This is a genomic window from Kaistella haifensis DSM 19056 (assembly GCF_000735695.2).
Lineage (GTDB): Bacteria > Bacteroidota > Bacteroidia > Flavobacteriales > Weeksellaceae > Kaistella > Kaistella haifensis.
The window spans coordinates 43396-61326 of the sequence record NZ_JASZ02000002.1 but is presented as its reverse complement, the minus strand read 5'-3'; the positions used below and the strand labels follow the sequence as shown (position 1 = coordinate 61326).

General features: G+C 38.7%; 16 protein-coding genes. 7 read left to right on the top strand and 9 right to left on the bottom strand.

The features are described 5' to 3' along the window. Window positions 1–12 precede the first annotated feature (12 nt). Window positions 13–462 (top strand): thioredoxin-dependent thiol peroxidase, encoded by a 450-nt coding sequence (gene bcp / locus AP75_RS01545; RefSeq protein WP_031501253.1) that lies wholly within the window; start codon window positions 13–15, stop codon window positions 460–462. A gap of 3 nt (window positions 463–465) precedes the next feature. Here the strand turns inward: bcp and AP75_RS01540 are convergent, their stop codons facing one another. The 5 genes from AP75_RS01540 to AP75_RS01520 form a co-directional block, all read right to left on the bottom strand. After that, the gene (locus AP75_RS01540; RefSeq protein WP_031501252.1) at window positions 466–1686 is read right to left on the bottom strand and encodes an aminotransferase class V-fold PLP-dependent enzyme; all 1221 of its coding nucleotides are present in this window, start codon (window positions 1684–1686) and stop codon (window positions 466–468) included. A gap of 67 nt (window positions 1687–1753) precedes the next feature. Then, window positions 1754–2890, bottom strand: a complete 1137-nt coding sequence (locus tag AP75_RS01535) for a serine hydrolase domain-containing protein (RefSeq protein WP_031501251.1) — start codon at window positions 2888–2890, stop codon at window positions 1754–1756. An 88-nt stretch (window positions 2891–2978) separates the two neighbouring features. After that, window positions 2979–4520, bottom strand: coding sequence for a glycine--tRNA ligase (locus AP75_RS01530; RefSeq protein WP_031501250.1), 1542 nt, complete (start codon window positions 4518–4520; stop codon window positions 2979–2981). Window positions 4521–4769: 249 nt separating this feature from the next. After that, a complete protein-coding gene (locus tag AP75_RS01525) occupies window positions 4770–5468 on the bottom strand; it encodes a potassium channel family protein (RefSeq protein ID WP_031501248.1) in 699 nt (232 codons plus the stop codon). Window positions 5469–5480: 12 nt separating this feature from the next. Further along, on the bottom strand, window positions 5481–7232 hold the full coding sequence (locus AP75_RS01520) for a TrkH family potassium uptake protein (RefSeq protein ID WP_088263450.1): 1752 nt from the start codon (window positions 7230–7232) through the stop codon (window positions 5481–5483). Between the two features lie 93 nt (window positions 7233–7325). On the opposite strand from AP75_RS01520, the gene AP75_RS01515 reads away from it, so the two are divergent. Next, a complete protein-coding gene (locus AP75_RS01515) occupies window positions 7326–8333 on the top strand; it encodes a quinone-dependent dihydroorotate dehydrogenase (protein WP_031501247.1) in 1008 nt (335 codons plus the stop codon). A 147-nt stretch (window positions 8334–8480) separates the two neighbouring features. Here AP75_RS01515 and AP75_RS01510 read toward each other — a convergent pair whose 3' ends face one another. After that, window positions 8481–9725 carry a DUF445 domain-containing protein gene (locus AP75_RS01510; protein WP_088263449.1) on the bottom strand — a complete coding sequence of 415 codons (1245 nt, stop codon included), beginning with the start codon at window positions 9723–9725 and terminating at the stop codon, window positions 8481–8483. 77 nt (window positions 9726–9802) lie between these two features. Here AP75_RS01510 and msrB point away from each other — a divergent pair, with 77 nt between their 5' ends. After that, window positions 9803–10333: a peptide-methionine (R)-S-oxide reductase MsrB gene (gene msrB, locus AP75_RS01505; RefSeq protein WP_031501246.1), complete on the top strand. Its 531-nt coding sequence runs from the start codon at window positions 9803–9805 to the stop codon at window positions 10331–10333. A 53-nt stretch (window positions 10334–10386) separates the two neighbouring features. Here the strand turns inward: msrB and AP75_RS01500 are convergent, their stop codons facing one another. Continuing rightward, the gene (locus AP75_RS01500; RefSeq protein ID WP_051872458.1) at window positions 10387–10860 is read right to left on the bottom strand and encodes a Vmc-like lipoprotein signal peptide domain-containing protein; all 474 of its coding nucleotides are present in this window, start codon (window positions 10858–10860) and stop codon (window positions 10387–10389) included. Window positions 10861–10876: 16 nt separating this feature from the next. After that, entirely contained in the window at window positions 10877–13552 is a 2676-nt protein-coding gene (locus tag AP75_RS01495; RefSeq protein WP_031501244.1) for a TonB-dependent receptor domain-containing protein, read from the bottom strand. A 286-nt stretch (window positions 13553–13838) separates the two neighbouring features. Here AP75_RS01495 and AP75_RS14205 point away from each other — a divergent pair, with 286 nt between their 5' ends. Together AP75_RS14205 and AP75_RS01485 are read left to right on the top strand one after the other, a co-directional pair. Beyond that, window positions 13839–13985 carry a hypothetical protein gene (locus tag AP75_RS14205; RefSeq protein ID WP_158212060.1) on the top strand — a complete coding sequence of 49 codons (147 nt, stop codon included), beginning with the start codon at window positions 13839–13841 and terminating at the stop codon, window positions 13983–13985. A 154-nt stretch (window positions 13986–14139) separates the two neighbouring features. Then, a complete protein-coding gene (locus AP75_RS01485; RefSeq protein ID WP_088263447.1) occupies window positions 14140–14898 on the top strand; it encodes a murein L,D-transpeptidase catalytic domain family protein in 759 nt (252 codons plus the stop codon). Window positions 14899–14935: 37 nt separating this feature from the next. Here the strand turns inward: AP75_RS01485 and AP75_RS01480 are convergent, their stop codons facing one another. Next, on the bottom strand, window positions 14936–15775 hold the full coding sequence (locus AP75_RS01480; protein WP_031501243.1) for a GLPGLI family protein: 840 nt from the start codon (window positions 15773–15775) through the stop codon (window positions 14936–14938). A 147-nt stretch (window positions 15776–15922) separates the two neighbouring features. On the opposite strand from AP75_RS01480, the gene AP75_RS01475 reads away from it, so the two are divergent. Together AP75_RS01475 and sufB are read left to right on the top strand one after the other, a co-directional pair. Then, entirely contained in the window at window positions 15923–16252 is a 330-nt protein-coding gene (locus AP75_RS01475) for a HesB/IscA family protein (protein WP_088263446.1), read from the top strand. Window positions 16253–16434: 182 nt separating this feature from the next. Then, on the top strand, window positions 16435–17880 hold the full coding sequence (sufB, locus tag AP75_RS01470; RefSeq protein WP_088263445.1) for a Fe-S cluster assembly protein SufB: 1446 nt from the start codon (window positions 16435–16437) through the stop codon (window positions 17878–17880). Window positions 17881–17931: the final 51 nt, after the last annotated feature.

The following is a 17931-nucleotide window of genomic DNA, read 5'->3' as shown; positions in this document are numbered from 1 at the left end:
AAATTAAACATTATGTTGAAAGTTGGTGATCAATTGCCCGAATTTGTAAGTGTAAATCAAGATGGTGAAACAGTAAATTCCCAAGATTTATTAGGAAAAAAACTTGTGATTTTCTTTTATCCAAAAGCCAATACACCCGGTTGTACAGCTGAAGCCTGCGATCTAAATAATCATTTCTCAAAACTTAAAAAAGAAGGCTTTCAATTATTAGGAGTTTCTGCAGATCCTGTGAAAAGTCAGAAAAAGTTTCATGAAAAATTTGGCTTCCAATATCCTCTACTTGCTGATGAAAACCGAGAAATCATCGAAAAATTCGGAGTTTGGCAACTCAAAAAATTCATGGGCAGAGAATTCATGGGAATTGTTCGTACCACTTTTATCTTCGACGAAAACGGAATTTGCGTTCGCGTTATTGAAAAAGTAAAAACAAAAGAAGCGGCAAAACAAATCTTGGAAAGCTAAGATTTAACCCAGCATTTTTTGCGCTTTTTTCACCCCTTCGAAAAGAATATCAATCTCTTCAAATGTGTTGTAGACTGCAAAACTTGCTCGAACGGTTCCTGCGATATTGAAGAAATTCATAATCGGTTGCGTACAATGATGGCCGGTTCTCACCGCAATTCCCAACTTGTCGAGAATCATTCCGACATCTGAAGAAATTCCAATTCCTTCGAGATTGAAAGATACAACGCCGGTTCTGTGGGCCTTTTCACCATAGATTTTTAAACCTTCTATTTGCAGCAATTGCTTTTGAGCGTAATCCAGCAAAGCATTTTCGTGGTTTTGTAAATGTTCCTGACCAATATTTTCTATGAAATCAATAGCGGCTCCCAATGCAATGTTTCCACCAACATTTGGTGTACCTGCTTCAAATTTGAAAGGCAAATCTGCGTAGGTGGTTTTCTCGAAAGAGCAAGTTGCGATCATCTCGCCACCGCCGTGGAAAGGCTGAATTTTATTCAGAACTTCTTCTTTTCCGTACAGAATTCCGGTTCCCATCGGTGCATACATTTTGTGTCCTGAAAAAACGAAAAAATCGCAATCCATTTTCTGAACATTAATTTTGAAATGCGGTGCAGATTGCGCTCCATCGATTACGATGATAGCGTCAGAATTTGCGCGGGTTTTTGCAATAATCTCTTCAATGGGATTTACAATTCCCAATGCGTTGGAAACCTGATTAACAGAAACTATTTTTGTTTTTTCGCTGAGGTTTTCATCTAAGAAATCGAGTTGCAGAATTCCGTTTTCATCCATCGGAATTACTTTTAGTTTTGCGCCGGTTCTTTCGCAAAGCATTTGCCACGGAACAATATTCGAGTGATGTTCGAGATAAGAAATAATAATCTCGTCGTTTTCTTTAATCAGGTTCGTGAGCGAGTAGGCGATGAGGTTAAGTCCTTCCGTAGTTCCTTTCGTAAAAATAACTTCGAAATCGTTTTTTGCATTGATGAATTTTTGGACTTTTCTCCTAGAAAGCTCCATTTCCTCGGTCGCCAGTTGGCTTAAAGTGTGAATTCCGCGGTGAACATTCGCGTTGATTTCTGTATAATATTTTTGCCAGGAATCTAAAACACTGATTGGTTTCTGCGAAGTTGCGGCATTATCGAGGTAAACCAAAGGTTTCCCGTTAACCTGCTGATTCAGAATCGGGAACTGGCTGCGGATATTTTGTAAATCGAACATAACTTATTTAGAATGCTTCAAATTTACGGAATTTATATTTGAATACTATGTATTCTGATTTATTGTATTAATAATGATTTGCAACCTCATTTGCCAAAAACGCTGCCTGTACCGGTCTTCCTTTTGCGTCTTTTGGCTGGTCTTTATAAGTGCCGGTTCTCACAATTATCATATTCTTCTCAGGAATGATAATGATGTACTGTCCGTATAATCCCCAGAAATAATAATGTTTGATGGCGGTATCATTATTGATCCAAAGTCCCATTCCATAAGCTTCTTTCGAAAGTTTCGTGGGCGTTTTCATCTCGTTTAAAAATTCTGAACTGATGATTTGCTGACCGCCGAATTTTCCGTCATTCAAGAACAACTGTCCGAGTTTCGCAAAATCCCGTGAGGTAGAATGAATACAGCAAAATGTCTTTTCCATCCCCAATTCATCAGTACTCCATTCAGCATTATGCTCCATTCCGAGAGGTTTCCAAAGTTTTTCGGAGGCGTATTGGGCGATGGTTTGGTTTAGGGATTTTCTTATTGCAAAGCCGAGAAGCTGAGTTGCTCCACTTTGGTATTCGAATTTTGTTCCCGGATTTTCTTTAAAACCTCGGAGCAAAACGGCTTCTTCCAGCGATTTTCCATAATAAGCTTTTGCATTTTGCAGAAATGGATTTTTGTAGTTTTCGTTCCAATTTAATCCGGCTTCCATTTTGGCTAAATCTCCTACGGTGAGTCTATTTCCGAATTCTACATTTTTGTAATTTTCAAAAAAATCTGAATAACGCTGATGTAAACTGCTGATTTTTTTTTCTTCAATTGCTTTGCCCAACAGCAGTACAGTGACGGCTTTCGCCATGGAAAAAGAATTGGTTTTTGAGGTTGCGCTGTAGCCGTCCCAATATTGTTCGTGAAGAAGTTTTCCATTTTTAATGATTAAAAATGATGCAGTATTTGAATTTTTAAGATCCTGAAGCAGACTTTTAGGCAACGCTTTTTTATTGTAAAGAGAGTCTTTTTCCCACAAAACAGTATTTCCTTTCGCGATGGTATGCGACGGAAAATATTTGCCGTCATCAATCGTAGAACCCGATTCTCCCCGGAGATAGGTCTGGCGGATTCCATTGAAGAGATAATCGTAGCCGAAAGAATACGTAAGTGCGATGACCAGAGCAAAAAATACGAGGATTCCTTTTAGAATTTTCAAAAACATTTATAAATCTTTAATCACAAATTTAAGATTAAAAAACAAAAAAAGTTCCGAAGTAATTCGGAACTTCAGTTTGATATTTTTAGTACGATTAAATCTTGGAAAGCAGGTTTCTGAAATTCGTTTTCTCGTCGATGATTCTGCGCAAATCGGCTACCGGAACTCTTTCCTGTTTCATCGTGTCGCGGTCTCTTAAAGTAACGGTGTTATCCACCAAAGAATCGTGATCGATGGTGATACAGAAAGGCGTTCCAATCGCATCCTGACGTCTGTAACGTTTCCCGATGCTGTCTTTATCTTCATAAATCACGTTGAAATCAAATTTCAGATCGTTGAAGATTTTCTCCCCGTATTCGCCTAAACCGTCTTTTTTCATTAAAGGTAAAATCGCCGCTTTTACCGGAGCCAAAGCTGGTGGAAGTGCAAGAACTGTTCTTTCTGAACCGTCTTCCAGAACTTCCTCTTTCAGTGAATTGGAGAAAATAGCGAGGAAAAGTCGGTCTAATCCAACGGAAGTTTCTACCACATAAGGAATATAATTTTCGTTTCTTTCCGAATCAAAATACTGAAGTTTTCTGCCGGAGAATTTTTCGTGCGCTTTCAAATCGAAATCAGTTCTGGAGTGGATTCCTTCCAGTTCCTTGAATCCGAATGGGAATTTAAATTCGATATCTGCAGCTGCATTGGCGTAATGCGCCAGTTTTTCGTGATCGTGGAATTTATAATTTTCAGCACCTAAACCTAAAGCCAAATGCCAGTTCAACCGTTTTTGTTTCCATTCTTCATAAAAGCTAAGTTCTGTTCCAGGAGGAACGAAAAACTGCATTTCCATTTGCTCGAACTCGCGCATTCTGAAGATAAATTGTCTCGCAACAATCTCATTTCTAAAAGCTTTCCCGATTTGGGCAATCCCGAATGGTAATTTGTGGCGGGAAGTTTTCTGCACATTCAGGAAGTTCACGAAAATCCCCTGTGCAGTTTCCGGTCTAAGATATAAATCGGTTGCCGAATCTGCGGAAGCGCCAAGTTTCGTTCCAAACATTAAGTTGAACTGACGAACATCGGTCCAGTTTTTAGAACCGGTGTCAGGATCAGCGATTTCCAGCTCTTCGATTAAAGCTTTTACATCCGCCAAATCTTCATTTTCCAAAGATTTCGCCATTCTGGATAGGATGGTTTTCTGTTTTTCCCTGTATTCTAAAACGCGTCCGTTCGTGGATTCAAATTCATTCTTATCGAAGGCATCACCGAATCTTTTCGCGGCTTTTTCAATTTCTTTCTGTGCTTTTTCTTCCAGTTTCGCGCAGTAATCTTCCAGCAAAACATCGGCTCTGAAACGTTTTTTCGAATCTTTATTATCAATCAAAGGATCATTGAAAGCATCAACGTGACCGGAAGCTTTCCAAATCGTCGGATGCATGAAAATCGCAGAATCAATTCCCACAATATTTTCATTCATCTGCACCATTGCTTTCCACCAATATTGCTTAATGTTGTTTTTCAGTTCCGCACCGTTCTGTCCGTAATCGTAAATTGCTGATAGTCCGTCGTATATCTCACTCGAAGGAAAAATAAAACCATATTCTTTCGCATGTGAAATCAGCTTTTTGAAAACATCTTCCTGTTTTGCCATCGTTTTTAAGTATTTGTGCAAAAATAGGGAATTTTACTCATAAAATAGGGTTGAATTTTAAGGAGCCGGGAACCTGCTCTCCGCTGTATCTTTTGCTGCGCTTCGCTCCGCAAAAGGATGCCGCTGCGATCAGGGCTATGGAGATTCGGTTTGAAAACAAAAAGACGGAAACACAATTCCGTCTTTTATATTTATAAATTTGTTCATTAAATTAAATCAGCTGATTTTTCCAGGATTCAAAAATGGGTTTTACTCTTCGCTGTTGCTGTCTCTGATGAAACTTTTAATATCATCATTGTCCCCGTATAAAACCAAAATGTCTCCTTTTTCAAGCGGCGTTTCGTTGTTCACAACACCTTGTACCTCATTGACCCGTTTCACTTTCCCGAAGATGCTTTTCTCGGCCAGAATTTTGATGACTGTTACCAGAACCAGATTATATTTTGCCCGGAATTCGATCTCTACTGGAGATTTCCCAACAAATTTCTGCGGGAGGCGGATTTCCACAATACTGTATTTTCCGCTGAGTTCGAAAGATTCAACCAACCCCTTCAGGGAAAGTTTTTTCGCCCATTTCTCTGCGGTTTCCTCTTCGGGATGAATAATTGTGTGAATATCCATGGCTTCCAGAATCGTTTCGTGGAGCGGATCGATGGCGCGGCTGATGATTCGGTTTGGGTGTAGCTTTTTGATGATGGCGGTTGCCATGATATTTGAACCTGTATTCTCTCCGATTGCGATTACGACTACATCAGTGTCTTTGTACGGGAGTCCGCCCATCGTATATTCATCGGTCGCATCAAGACAAATGGCGTGCGAAATTTTTTCTTTCACCGATTCTACTTTGGTCATTGAGCTGTCGACACCGATCACTTCGTTGCCGAGTTTTGTAAGTTTTTCGGCCAGTGCAAGTCCGAAATTTCCTAATCCTATGACGATATATTTCATGTTGATGTCTTTTTAATTGATCATAATTTCCTCTTTCGGATATCGGTAATTGAAATACCTTTCCCTTTTTACAAGAGCGATGAGCAGCGATAACATACTTACTCTCCCGATAAACATTACCGCTATGATGATGATTTTGCCTGCCGGCGTAAGGGTGGGCGTTAAATTCAAACTTAACCCAACGGTGGAATAGGCTGAAAATACTTCGAAAGCCAGACTCATCAGATCTTTATCTTTTTCTGTGAGGACGAGAAGAAAAATGGCAATCCCAATAATCATCAAAGAAAGCGCAATAATCGCAAATGCGCGTTTTACTGAATTATCACTAATCTCTCTGCGGTACACTTCCGTTCTGTTTTTGCCTCTGGCAAATGCGATAATGTTAAGGATGGCGATCGCAAATGTTGTTGTTTTAATACCACCACCGGTAGATGCAGGCGAGGCTCCGATCCACATCAGCAGTAAGCAGATCATCATCGTGGGGCCGCTTAAACTCACCATATTCACAGTGTTAAAGCCTGCGGTCCGGTTAGATGCTGAGATGAAAAAGGCTTCTACAACAGTCCCGAAATACGTGTGGTTTTTCAGAGAACCATCCTTTTCAAACAAATAAATTAAAACAGTTCCCACAACTAAGAGAATCGCAGTGGTAATCAAAATAATTCTGCTATTGATGTTGATGACCCATGGCGTGTACCGGTACTTTTCTTTTGTTATTTTAGACAGCAGTATATTCTGGAACAGATGGCGGATGAATTTGTAGACATTATACACAATCGGAAAACCAAGTCCGCCGAATATAAAAAGGAATGCGATAACAACATGTAACGCGTAATTAAGTTCGTAGCCGGGTTCGCTTAAACCGCCTGTAAGTGTTGAAAATCCAGCATTACAGAAGGCAGATATAGAATGAAAAACCGAAAACATAATTCCATTGTTAATGGAGTTGCCCAGAAGGCTCAGATCCAGAGAGAGGTAAATAAGTGCAGCTCCCACTAGTTCTACGGTTACGGTGATCACCAAAACCCGTTTTAAAGTATTGAAAACATCGCCCAGTTTATCTGAACTTGTCATTTCGCTGATGCTGATCTGGTTTTCAAACGACGAATCACCCCGGAAAAAATAGCTGAAATAACTCGCAAAAGTCATAATTCCCAACCCGCCGGTCTGTATCAGAGCAAGGATGATAATCTTCCCGAACACGGTAAAATCTTTGGCGGTATCAAGCGTCACCAAACCTGTTACACATACAGCGCTGGTAGAAGTGAAGAGCGCATCGAGCACTGTTATTCCCTTTGTAGTTGCATTCGGCATGAGGAGCATTGCGGTTCCCAGGAAAATAATTCCAATAAAACTCGAAATAAACAGCTGCGCAGGATTGATAAATGCTCTTTTAAAATTGATATGCAAACACGAAAAATCTCTGATAAAACAAAGCGTAATCAACAGATACAGCAGTCTTTGGTTCACCAACCGCAGATTTCGGGAATCGAAGAAATTATATTCCAGCCGCGCAGCGTAATATAGAATGACCAGCAGAATGATTAGGATTTCCAGCGGCCAGAGTTTCCGGGTGGCTGTATTTTTCTTATACATGTTATAATACAAGATGTTGAAGATGGTAAGCAGGAAACTTACATCATAAAAGAAAATTACTTGCGACCGGTACAGGAGCTCTGTATAAAATCCTGCTTCTACAATCATTAGACCGAAGGCAATGAAACTTGTATAAAATGAAATGGTATTGAGTCTGTTGTTCCACATTTTCTGCAAATAGAAAAGCAAATGTATTCAAAATATTGTGAGAGTAATAAAATTCGCCGGAAAATTGTAAATTTGTGAAACCCCATTTTACAAATGTATAAAAGCCTCATCCGCCCAATTCTATTCAAATTCGATCCCGAAGAAGTACATTATTTCACTTTTTCATTATTAAAGAATTTCCCTTTTTTTGCCAAAATTTTTATTCCGAAACCTATTGAAGACAAAAGATTGGAATGTGAAGTTTTCGGGTTGAAATTTAAAAATCCTGTTGGTCTTGCCGCGGGATTTGATAAGGATGCAAAAATGTTCAGTGAACTTTCGGATCTGGGATTCGGTTTTATTGAAGTTGGAACTTTAACACCAAAGCCACAAGACGGAAATCCCAAGAAAAGACTGTTTCGTCTGAAAGAGGATGCTGCAATCATCAACCGAATGGGTTTCAACAACGGTGGAGTAGATGCGGCGGTGGAACGGCTGAAGAACAATAAAAACGTGTTGATTGGCGGAAATATTGGAAAAAATAAAATCACGGCCAACGAAGATGCGGTGAATGATTACATCATCTGTTTCGAAAAATTATTTCCTGTTGTCGATTATTTCGTGGTGAATGTAAGTTCGCCTAATACACCAAATCTCCGCGCTTTACAGGAAAAAGAGCCTTTAACGAAACTTTTAAGTGAACTGCAGAAACGCAATGCTGAAAAAGAAAAGCAAAAACCGATTCTTCTGAAAATCGCGCCGGATTTGACGGATGAACAGCTTTTAGATATCATCGATATCGTAAACGAGACCAAAATTGCCGGAGTTATCGCAACAAACACGACACTTTCCCGTGAAGGTTTGGTTTCGAGTAACAAAGACGAAACGGGTGGACTTTCCGGAAAACCATTAACAAAACGTTCCACGGAAGTCATCCGATTTCTCTCAGAAAAAAGTGGAAAAGCTTTCCCAATTATCGGTGTTGGCGGAATTCATTCTGCTGAAGATGCACTTGAAAAACTGGAAGCAGGCGCAAGTTTAATCCAACTTTACACCGGGTTTATTTATGAAGGCCCGCAATTGATTCATGATATTAATAAGAAGCTTTTGGAAAAATATTGATTATTGAACCACAAAAGCCACAAAAGAAATGTTTGAAAAAAGCATTACAGAAGGTAGCAAAATCTGTTTTTCAAATTTTGCTATCTTTTAAAATCTTAAATAAAAATGATTGAGAAAAAGCTTTTGTGCCTTTTGTGGTTTAAAAAGTTAAATGAAGAAATTCGCAATCGTATAGATTACCAATCCAACCAAACCGCCAACTAAAGTCCCGTTAACGCGGATAAACTGAAGATCTTTGCCAACTTCAAGCTCCAGTTTTTCGCTGAGCTCTTTTCCTTTCCAGTTTCCTACGGTAGAACTGATTAAATCCCCGAACTGATGAGTGTTTCGGAGAATATATTTGTAAGCCGTAACCCGAACCCAATGGTCGATTTTATACTGAAGTTTTTCATCGGATTTTAGATTTTCCGCAAGTTCTGAAAGGTTTTTTTGCAAATATTTCTTTAATGCTGAATCTTCATCTTCCAATTCCTTCGATAAAGATTTTTTGATGGATTCCCAAATGTCTTTTGAATATTGGTTGATTTTTTCCTCTTTTAGAAAATCATTTTTAATCCCGCGAAATTCCTCCGCCCATTTTTCTTCGGTTTGTATTTCATGCGAAAAAGCGTACAGCTTCTGGGTAATTTCGCTCCGTAAAGAATGGTTTTGGTCGTTTTCTACTTCCTCAAAAAAAGAAGAAAGTCCGTTGGTTATTTTTTCGGCGATCGTATCATCTACAAATTTCGGAATCAGGAAGAAACTTTCCTTTTTTACACGGTTTTTTACGATTTCCTGATTTTGCAGAACGTAATCTTTTATCTGTTTTGAAAGGCTAGTAATCATCCTTTGATGATCGTTTTTATCGAGAACATACTCGATTCCGTTGCCTAAAATATGATTGATTTTTATGTCATCGGACATTTCTTTTGCTTTGTTTCCAATAAAATTTACCACCGCAGAATCATCTAATTTGTTCAAAATATCTAAAACAATATTCGACATTTCTTTCACCAAATTCTGCTGGTTGCGTTCTTTTGAAAGCCATTCACCCACAAATTGAGAAATTTTAAGCTTTTGAATGTACGGACGAATATTCGAAGGCGAAAGAAAATTAGAAACCACGAAATTCCCGAGATTATCGCCAATTCGGTCTTTGCTGTTTTCAATAAGATTCGTGTGTGGAATTTTCAGTCCTAAAGGATAGTTAAAAAGGGCTGTCACTGCAAACCAATCCGCTAATGCACCCACCATCGCCGCCTCCGAAAAAGCGCGGATGTAACCAATCCAATGCGCGGGATTTCTTTTCTCTAAAATGGTGGTCGCCACAAAAATCACCGCCATCAAAACGAAAAGTCCTGTTGCAAATAATTTGTATTTTCTCAGCTGTATTTTTTTTTCTGCGTCGTTCATTAGGTTCAAATTTACTACTTTTGAAGAGCAAAATTCATTCTAAATACGATTTATCTTAAAAATCTGTTTTTAAAAAGATGAAAACAATCCTAATTATTCTGATGAGCATTTCCCTACAAATGTGTTCTCAGGTAAATAAACCCGAAAAAGAAAAACAAATGGAAAATATTACCACCAAAAACAATCCTTATTACTCAAGGACAGATCGTTCTAAATTAACCGTTAGCAACGAAGAATGGAAAAAAATCCTATCTCCGGATCTTTATGCAATTGCTCGCGAAGCTGCAACCGAAAGACCTTTTACAGGGAAATACAATGAATTTGACGAACTGGGCGATTATTATTGCGCGGTTTGCGGAAATCATCTTTTCCGTTCAGATTCTAAATTCTCATCCACCTGCGGATGGCCGAGTTTTTTTGAAGCCGATAAAGATGGAGTTGCTTACAACAGAGATTCTTCCCACGGAATGGAAAGAATTGAAGTGGTCTGCAAACGCTGCGATTCCCATCTTGGTCACGTTTTCAATGATGGACCGCCTCCAACCGGAATGCGTTATTGCATGAATTCGGTTTCGTTGGAGTTCGTAGGAGATTCAGAAAAGAAATAAAAAAATTGCGGAACATGAAATTCCGCAATTTCTATTTAAATAAAAACTTTCATTTAAGTTAAAGGCGCTCCAACCTGCAAATCGCAACGGTGGTGCGGTTGGCCATGAGGCGGATTCAGAGCCGGTTTCGGGCCGATATCTGCAGTGGAAGAAACCGAAGGAGCAGCTGATGGCGAAATTGGATTGGTGTTAAAACCAGCATTTGGCGCACTTTGTGGCTGAACTACTTTCGGGGCCGCATTTTGTGCCGGAGCCGGACTGTCAATTGGCGCACCAACAGCAATATCACATCGATGGTAAGGTTCGCCGTGAGCTGGATTCAGAGCAGGTTTGCCACTTTTTGAAGTGTTGTCTGCAACAGAATTTTTTTCCGGAGCGGAACTTTGCGAGGTTGCGTCGTCTTGAGATTTGGTTTCAGGTGCAGTGGCTGTTTGTGCCGCCGAATTTTGAGTCTCCGTGTTTTTGGTGTTTTTACAGGAAGTAGCGATAGCTGCAACTGCAAAAATCATTACAATAACCTTTTTCATATCTAATATTTTATTTTTAATTAAAGGAGAAATCTACACCTAGATAAAAGTTCGCGGGCATGATCGGAGCATATACCATTCCACCATCAAAATAATTTCCAAATGGATTTTTTGCGTCAATGATCGGCTGGTTTTGGGTATAACTTGTTAGATTTTCTCCTCCCAAATATACGCGAATATTTTGATTAAAGTTTCTGGAAATCTGCGCATTCAAAGTTGCGAATGAATCGGAATATTCAGGAAGTCTGAATTCTGCCGGGTTTGCATTTAAATTGGGTAATTTCTGTTTTCCAACCAACTGTAGTGTCGTATCGAAACTCCAGAAAGCACCTTTGTCATTTTTATCCGTAGCATATGATGCATTAAAGAATCCACGGTTTTTTGCCATAAACGGGATCTCTCTTTTTCCTCCTGAAAAATCGGCCTGAACATCATAATATTTGTAGGCAAGGCGCAGTTCAAGATTTTTTGCGGGAACAAAATCCAATTGAGTTTGGAAACTGTTTGCATAAGAATTTCCGTCAAGATTATAGAATACAATTTTGTTCGGCGAAATGTCCAAATCTGCCAACACCTGATCTTGAAAATCGGTTCGGAAAAAATCAGCAACTAAGGTCGCTTTTCTGTTGAACAATTTAAATTCCTGCTGAAGGCTTGCCCCATAATTCCAGGCAATCTCTGGCTTCAAGTCATAAATGTTTCCGCCGTTTCCTAAGATTTCAATCTGTCTGTTGGAGGCAAAATATTGTTGATTTTCAGCAAAAATATTGGCCGTTCTGAAGCCTTTTCCGGCAGAAAGTCTCAAGATTGTCTTCGGAGAAATGTCGTATTTAAAGTTAAGTCTTGGCGTAAACTGTGTTCCGGCAAGGTTGTGAAAATCGGTTCTTGCACCCGCAACCAAGGTGTACTTTAAACCTGTTAATGTATATTCAAAGAATAGTCCGGGAACGGTTTCAGTTCTTTTAAAATTCTGAGTCAGATAATTTTCATCGAAATCATCATACAGAAAACTTGCTCCGGTTTTGTATTTATGATTTGTATTCCCGAAAATACTTTCGAAAATTAAGTTTGAGTAAAAGGTTTTCTGGTTACCGAGGTAATTTCTCTGTCCGAAAAAGCTGTCCTGCTGATGATAGGTGAACTGATTCATCCAGCCGATACTTTGATAAGGTTTTCCCTTAAAAACGTATCCTGTTTTATTCCAAATGTCGAATTTGGTAATATCAATTCCCACTCCGTAAAAGCTTTGCTGTGAACGGTCTGTATTTTTATCGAAATCTTTTTGCCCGCCGAATCTTTCATCTTTAACGAAACTTATTCCAAAATGCGTACCCATACCTGAGTGTTCCAAATCATTGTAATTCAGCAAGTAAGCTGCATTAATCTGGTTTCCTGTCGGTTGGTCTAAGAAACCGTCGTCATTCGTGTCCATCTTTGCTAAAGTGGCATTTCCGTGGAGAAGTACCGACTGGTTCCATTTGTCAGAAATTTTACTGATGGAAGTGATATTGGATTCGAATCTTCCATTGATATCTCCGAAAAAATTGATGGCAGTTTCCGGTTTATCCTGCATTTTTAGAAGTTCGGTATTAATTTGTCCGGTAATGCTTTCGTAACCGTTCGTAACCGTGCTTCCACCTTTCGTAAGCTGAATTCCGCCGATCCATCTTCCGGGAATTAAATTCATTCCGTAAGGTGACGCCAAACCGCGGATGGAAGGCAAAAGTTCTTTTGTCAATGAAGTATATTTTTGGTCTAACCCTAACATTTTCAACTGTTTAGTTCCGGTAACGGCGTTGCTGAATGCGACATCAACAGTTGCGTTGGTTTCGAAACTTTCGGAAAGATTACAGCAAGCGGCTTTCAATAATTCTTTAGAACTGATATTGAACGTAAGGCCGGTTTCCTTTTTGTTAAGCGCTGTAGCTTCCCCCATTTTTATGAGTTTTACCTCTTCAATACTCTTGTCGACATGATCAGCATGTTGGGTGAAATCCTTTTTTGGAGCGGGGCTTTCTTCGATGTGAACCAAATCACTTTTTACGCCCAAAGGCAAGGTGCGGTCGTAAAGACAACAGTCGGGAAGGTTTTTATAAACCGAATCGCTCGCGGTATACTTTTCATTATCGTGACCTACATCGGCGATCATTTTCAAAATTGCATCGGCTGAAGTTTTTGCAGGATTAAAATTAAGTGTTACTGTTTGGGTTTCAGGATCCCAATTCGCTGAATCGGCGCCGGCAGTTTTAGCAGCTTTTTCAATTCTTGTCTTACACGAAACACAGTTTCCACGTACAAAAAACTGATTTTCCCCTTTTGTAGGTTTGCTCAGTTCTGCATTTGTTACTGGTAGAAAAGAAGGTTCTCTTGGGTAAAGACAACATCCGGGAAGGTTTCTGTAAACTTCATCCGTAGCCGAATATTTTTCGTTATCGTGGCCTACGTCCGCGATTTTTTTTAGAATTTCATCAGGACTTACTTTTCCCGCATCATATTCTACTATGAGCTGCTGATAATCTGAGTTCCAGTTTGCGTAGGTGGCACCGCTCTTTTTGGCGGTTGTTTCGATTCTTTCTTTACACATTCCGCACTCGCCTTTTACTTTAAAGGTAGATTTGGTGATGGTTTGTGCGAATACAAAGTTGGTGAATAGGAGTGAGAAAGCCAGAAGACTTTTCAATAATGTTTTCATTTTTTAAAATATGTTAATTTAATAAAAGGGAGCCGGAAGAACATACTTCAGGCTGTAAGTCAATAAATTAAGCTATTTTAGGCGGCTGCCAGATGTTATGAAAACTTGATGAAAAAAAAGAAAATTCGTAAATAAATTTCAGCTGATGGACGAAGAATGTTTTTTGCAAAGACTGATATTCTTCGGAATGATAGTAATTAAGGACAAAATTTATAGAACACGTATGACAGTTTGAGCAATCATTACCACAATTGTTCTTTCCAGATTTTTCTGAAGGACTATCAGAATGGCAGGACTTTTTTTCTTCGCTTTTGCAGCAGTCATCTTTCTTCGCTTTTTTTTCACAGCATTCCACCGTTGGATCCTGAGCGAAAAGTGTCTGCGTTGGAAGTATGAAAACTCCCAAGCCCAAAATAATCAGAAAGATTTTTAATGTCCTTAACATTAGGAAGCAAAATTACAAAATATTTTTGAACTGTATATGAGTTAAAGTTTCTTAAAAAACAGTTAAAATAAATGAGGCGTAACGTTCTGAAAATTAAATAACTGTATTTTTGCCGGGTCAAATTGATTTAACATAATACAGAATGAAGAAAATTCTTTTATCACTGGTAACCGTCATCTTTTTTGCAACATCATTTTATACATTCGATCCAAAAGAAGAGGCAAAGCCTGAAACTCAGAATATAAAAACATCCTTACCTGCACTTAAAAAATCAAATTCATCGAAAGATAAAGCAGCCGAAATCTACCGTTCCATCAGTTTCGAAAGCAACAACACATTGAATCCAGAAGTTTTTGAAAAAGCTTTTTTAGGGTTCAATAAGCTTAAAAAAGCCGGTAAACTTCCAGAAACTTCAAATTTAATCAGTATCGTCGATTTTTCACTTTCATCAACACAAAAGCGCCTTTGGGTAATTGATTTGGAGAAGAAAGTTGTAGTTTTCAATTCCTTGGTTGCGCACGGAAAAAATACGGGAGAAGAATTTGCAACTGCTTTTTCGAACACCGAAAGTTCTTACCAAAGCAGCCTTGGTTTTTACATTACCGAAAGTACCTACAACGGTAGTAACGGATATTCGCTCAAGCTTTTAGGGATGGATCCGGGTTATAATGATGCGGCTCTGCAAAGAGCGATCGTGATGCATGGAGCAGATTACGTTAGTGAAGATTTTATAAAATCTCAGAAAAGAATCGGCAGAAGCTGGGGCTGCCCGGCAGTTCCCAGAGCTTTAGCAGAACCAATCATCAATACTATAAAAGGTCGAAACGTCTTGTTTATTTATTATCCTGATGAGCAATACCTTTCAAAATCGGAATGGCTGAAAAGCGGGGAAACGATCTAAATCAAAATCCCGAATCTCAATAGATCGGGATTTTTTTTTAATTCAATTCAATCGGGTTGTTATTTTTCTTCAACTCCTCCGCCATTCTTGTTTCCATCTGCCTGCGCTGATTTGGATCAGGAGTCCGCATTGAACCTCTGCTCTGTGGAGCGCTGATTCCGCCACCACCTCTTGTCCCCATAGCGGCCTGCATAAATGATGAGGGATCTTTGCGGAAGAGTGCTTCTTGTTTTACAAAATCTTTTCTCTTTACTTTAACGACATTTCCAGATTGATTAAAGTTCTGTATTTCGGCAATTTTCTTTGTCTCTTTCAGGTCGAAAGAATAGTCGCCTTTAGAATCCTCCACTTTTACAATCAGTCCCGGAAGTCCCGAGAATTTATAAGGTCCATCCTGAAAAGGAACATCAGTGGTAAACCACGCTGCCCATTTTCTGCCGGCGAAATCCGTTTCAGCCTTTTGGGTTTTATATTCGCCAATCTTTGCGGTCTCCGGAAGAATTTTCCATTCCATTGGCCGGTCTTCTTCATAAGAATACTGGTCACGTGCAATTCTGGAATTAAAAGTGTTTTTTCCGGTTTTAAAATCTTTTTCTACTGTATAGTCAATATTTGAGCGCAGGTTCTGTATTTGCGACCGGTCGAAACTAGCGCCATTTGTCTGTCTCATTCTTGTAAACAACGAATCACGCTGCAATCTTTTTTCCCCGTAGAAAATAGATTTTTCGGGTGTTGCATCGAGATAAGCGGTTTCGGTTTTAATGTCGTTTCGGTTGGTGGAATCCGTTTTCATCGTTACCTGATAGATAAAACGGTTTGCCTGCGCAAAAAAGATTTGGGTAGATAATCCCAAAAATATCAGTGCAATTTTTTTCATGAGTAAATATTTCGATTTGGATAGGGTTACGGTTAAAATGTTAAATTTTTTCTTCTATAATTCAGATAGACAAATATACCGTCACAAATTTGATTTTCATTATATTATTAGTAATTTTGCAATCTAAAATCATTCTAAATAAAAACAATGATAAAAGTAAGCGATCATGCGAAAGAAAAGGCCATCCAGCTGATGACAGAAGATGGTTTTAAGCCTTTCGAAGATTTCATAAGAGTCGGCGTGAAAAGCGGTGGATGCTCAGGTTTAGAGTACGTTTTGAAATTCGATAATGAGAAATCGGATGCCGATCAAATTTTCGAAGACAACGGAATTAAAATAATTGTTGATAAAAAATCTATTCTTTATTTAGCCGGAACCACTTTGGAATATTCGGGAGGATTGAACGGAAAAGGTTTTGTTTTTAATAATCCCAATGCAAGCAGAACCTGCGGTTGTGGGGAATCTTTTTCCCTTTAGTTAAAAGATTAAATGTTTTTTTGTAAAATATTATAAAAAATGTTATTAATCTTGAAATTTAATTAATGATTGCTAAATATTTTCCATAAAGTTGTCGAAATTTGTTGATAATCAATCGTAAATCGATAATAAAAAAAGAAACTATTTTTATTAATCATCTAATTTTTTAATCATTTAATTAAATGAAATATACAGAAGACGACTTACGGGTCGATTTAGAAAACCAAAAATACGAATTCGGCTTCGAAACAGATATTGAGTATGAAGATTTTCCTACAGGTCTGAACGAAGAAATCGTAAAGATGATTTCGGCCAAAAAAAATGAGCCGGAATGGATGACCGAGTGGAGACTCGAAGCTTTTCGAATTTGGCAGAAAATGGAAGAGCCAAATTGGGCCAATGTGAAATATGAAAAACCTGATTTTCAGGCTATTAAATATTACGCAGCTCCAAAGAAAAAACCGGAATTGGCAAGTTTAGATGAAGTAGATCCGGAACTTTTAAAAACATTCGAAAAATTAGGAATCAACATCGAAGAGCAGAAAAGACTTTCCGGTGTTGCGGTAGATATCGTGATGGATTCCGTTTCGGTGAAAACAACCTTTCAGGATACTTTGATGGAGAAAGGAATCATTTTCTGCGCGATTTCAGAAGCTATTCAAAATCACCCGGATTTGGTGAAAAAATACATCGGAAAAGTAGTTCCTCGAGGCGATAATTTTTATGCAGCACTCAATTCTGCAGTATTTTCCGACGGAAGTTTTTGCTACATTCCGAAAGGAGTGAAATGTCCGATGGAGCTTTCAACTTATTTCAGAATCAACCAATCTGGAAGTGGACAATTTGAAAGAACACTTTTGATTGCCGATGAAGGGAGTTATGTATCTTATTTGGAAGGTTGTACCGCGCCATCAAGAGACGAAAACCAATTGCACGCGGCAGTTGTGGAATTAATCGCGTTGGATGATGCTGAAATCAAATATTCAACCGTTCAAAACTGGTATCCCGGAAATGAAGAAGGAAAAGGTGGCGTTTTCAATTTCGTAACCAAAAGAGGAATTTGTGAGAAAAATGCAAAAATTTCTTGGACCCAAGTGGAAACCGGTTCTGCAGTTACTTGGAAATATCCGTCATGCATTTTGAAAGGCGATAATTCGATCGGTGAGTTTTATTCCATCGCGGTGACCAACAATCATCAATATGCCGATACGGGAACGAAAATGATCCACATCGGAAGAAATACGAAATCAACCATTATTTCTAAAGGAATTTCTGCAGGAAAATCCAATAATTCTTACCGTGGTTTGGTGAAAGTAATGCCTTCCGCGAAAGGAGCAAGGAATTTCTCGCAATGTGATTCGCTTTTGATGGGTAATGAATGTGGAGCACACACTTTCCCTTATATCGAAATCAAGGATCCTACCGCGCAATTGGAACACGAAGCTACTACTTCCAAAATCGGTGAAGATCAAATTTTTTATTGTAACCAACGAGGAATCAATACCGAAAAAGCCATCGCACTGATTGTAAATGGCTTTGGGAAAGAAGTTTTGAACAAATTACCAATGGAATTTGCAATCGAAGCGCAAAAATTGCTGGAAATTTCTCTCGAAGGATCAGTTGGATAAAAACAGTTTAATCGAAAAATTTTTTCATTAAACAAAAATCAAGAAACGAAA

Excerpts from the sequence above, each read along its gene's own strand:
- sufB (WP_088263445.1), top strand. The coding sequence starts at position 16,435 with ATGAAATATACAGAAGACGACTTACGGGTCGATTTAGAAAACCAAAAA.
- AP75_RS01530 (WP_031501250.1), bottom strand. The coding sequence starts at position 4,520 with ATGGCAAAACAGGAAGATGTTTTCAAAAAGCTGATTTCACATGCGAAA.
- bcp (WP_031501253.1), top strand. The coding sequence starts at position 13 with ATGTTGAAAGTTGGTGATCAATTGCCCGAATTTGTAAGTGTAAATCAA.
- AP75_RS01495 (WP_031501244.1), bottom strand. The coding sequence starts at position 13,552 with ATGAAAACATTATTGAAAAGTCTTCTGGCTTTCTCACTCCTATTCACC.
- AP75_RS01520 (WP_088263450.1), bottom strand. The coding sequence starts at position 7,232 with ATGTGGAACAACAGACTCAATACCATTTCATTTTATACAAGTTTCATT.
- AP75_RS01480 (WP_031501243.1), bottom strand. The coding sequence starts at position 15,775 with ATGAAAAAAATTGCACTGATATTTTTGGGATTATCTACCCAAATCTTT.
- AP75_RS01475 (WP_088263446.1), top strand. The coding sequence starts at position 15,923 with ATGATAAAAGTAAGCGATCATGCGAAAGAAAAGGCCATCCAGCTGATG.
- AP75_RS01515 (WP_031501247.1), top strand. The coding sequence starts at position 7,326 with ATGTATAAAAGCCTCATCCGCCCAATTCTATTCAAATTCGATCCCGAA.
- AP75_RS01510 (WP_088263449.1), bottom strand. The coding sequence starts at position 9,725 with ATGAACGACGCAGAAAAAAAAATACAGCTGAGAAAATACAAATTATTT.
- AP75_RS01535 (WP_031501251.1), bottom strand. The coding sequence starts at position 2,890 with ATGTTTTTGAAAATTCTAAAAGGAATCCTCGTATTTTTTGCTCTGGTC.
- AP75_RS01525 (WP_031501248.1), bottom strand. The coding sequence starts at position 5,468 with ATGAAATATATCGTCATAGGATTAGGAAATTTCGGACTTGCACTGGCC.
- AP75_RS14205 (WP_158212060.1), top strand. The coding sequence starts at position 13,839 with ATGGCAGGACTTTTTTTCTTCGCTTTTGCAGCAGTCATCTTTCTTCGC.
- AP75_RS01500 (WP_051872458.1), bottom strand. The coding sequence starts at position 10,860 with ATGAAAAAGGTTATTGTAATGATTTTTGCAGTTGCAGCTATCGCTACT.
- AP75_RS01485 (WP_088263447.1), top strand. The coding sequence starts at position 14,140 with ATGAAGAAAATTCTTTTATCACTGGTAACCGTCATCTTTTTTGCAACA.
- AP75_RS01540 (WP_031501252.1), bottom strand. The coding sequence starts at position 1,686 with ATGTTCGATTTACAAAATATCCGCAGCCAGTTCCCGATTCTGAATCAG.
- msrB (WP_031501246.1), top strand. The coding sequence starts at position 9,803 with ATGAAAACAATCCTAATTATTCTGATGAGCATTTCCCTACAAATGTGT.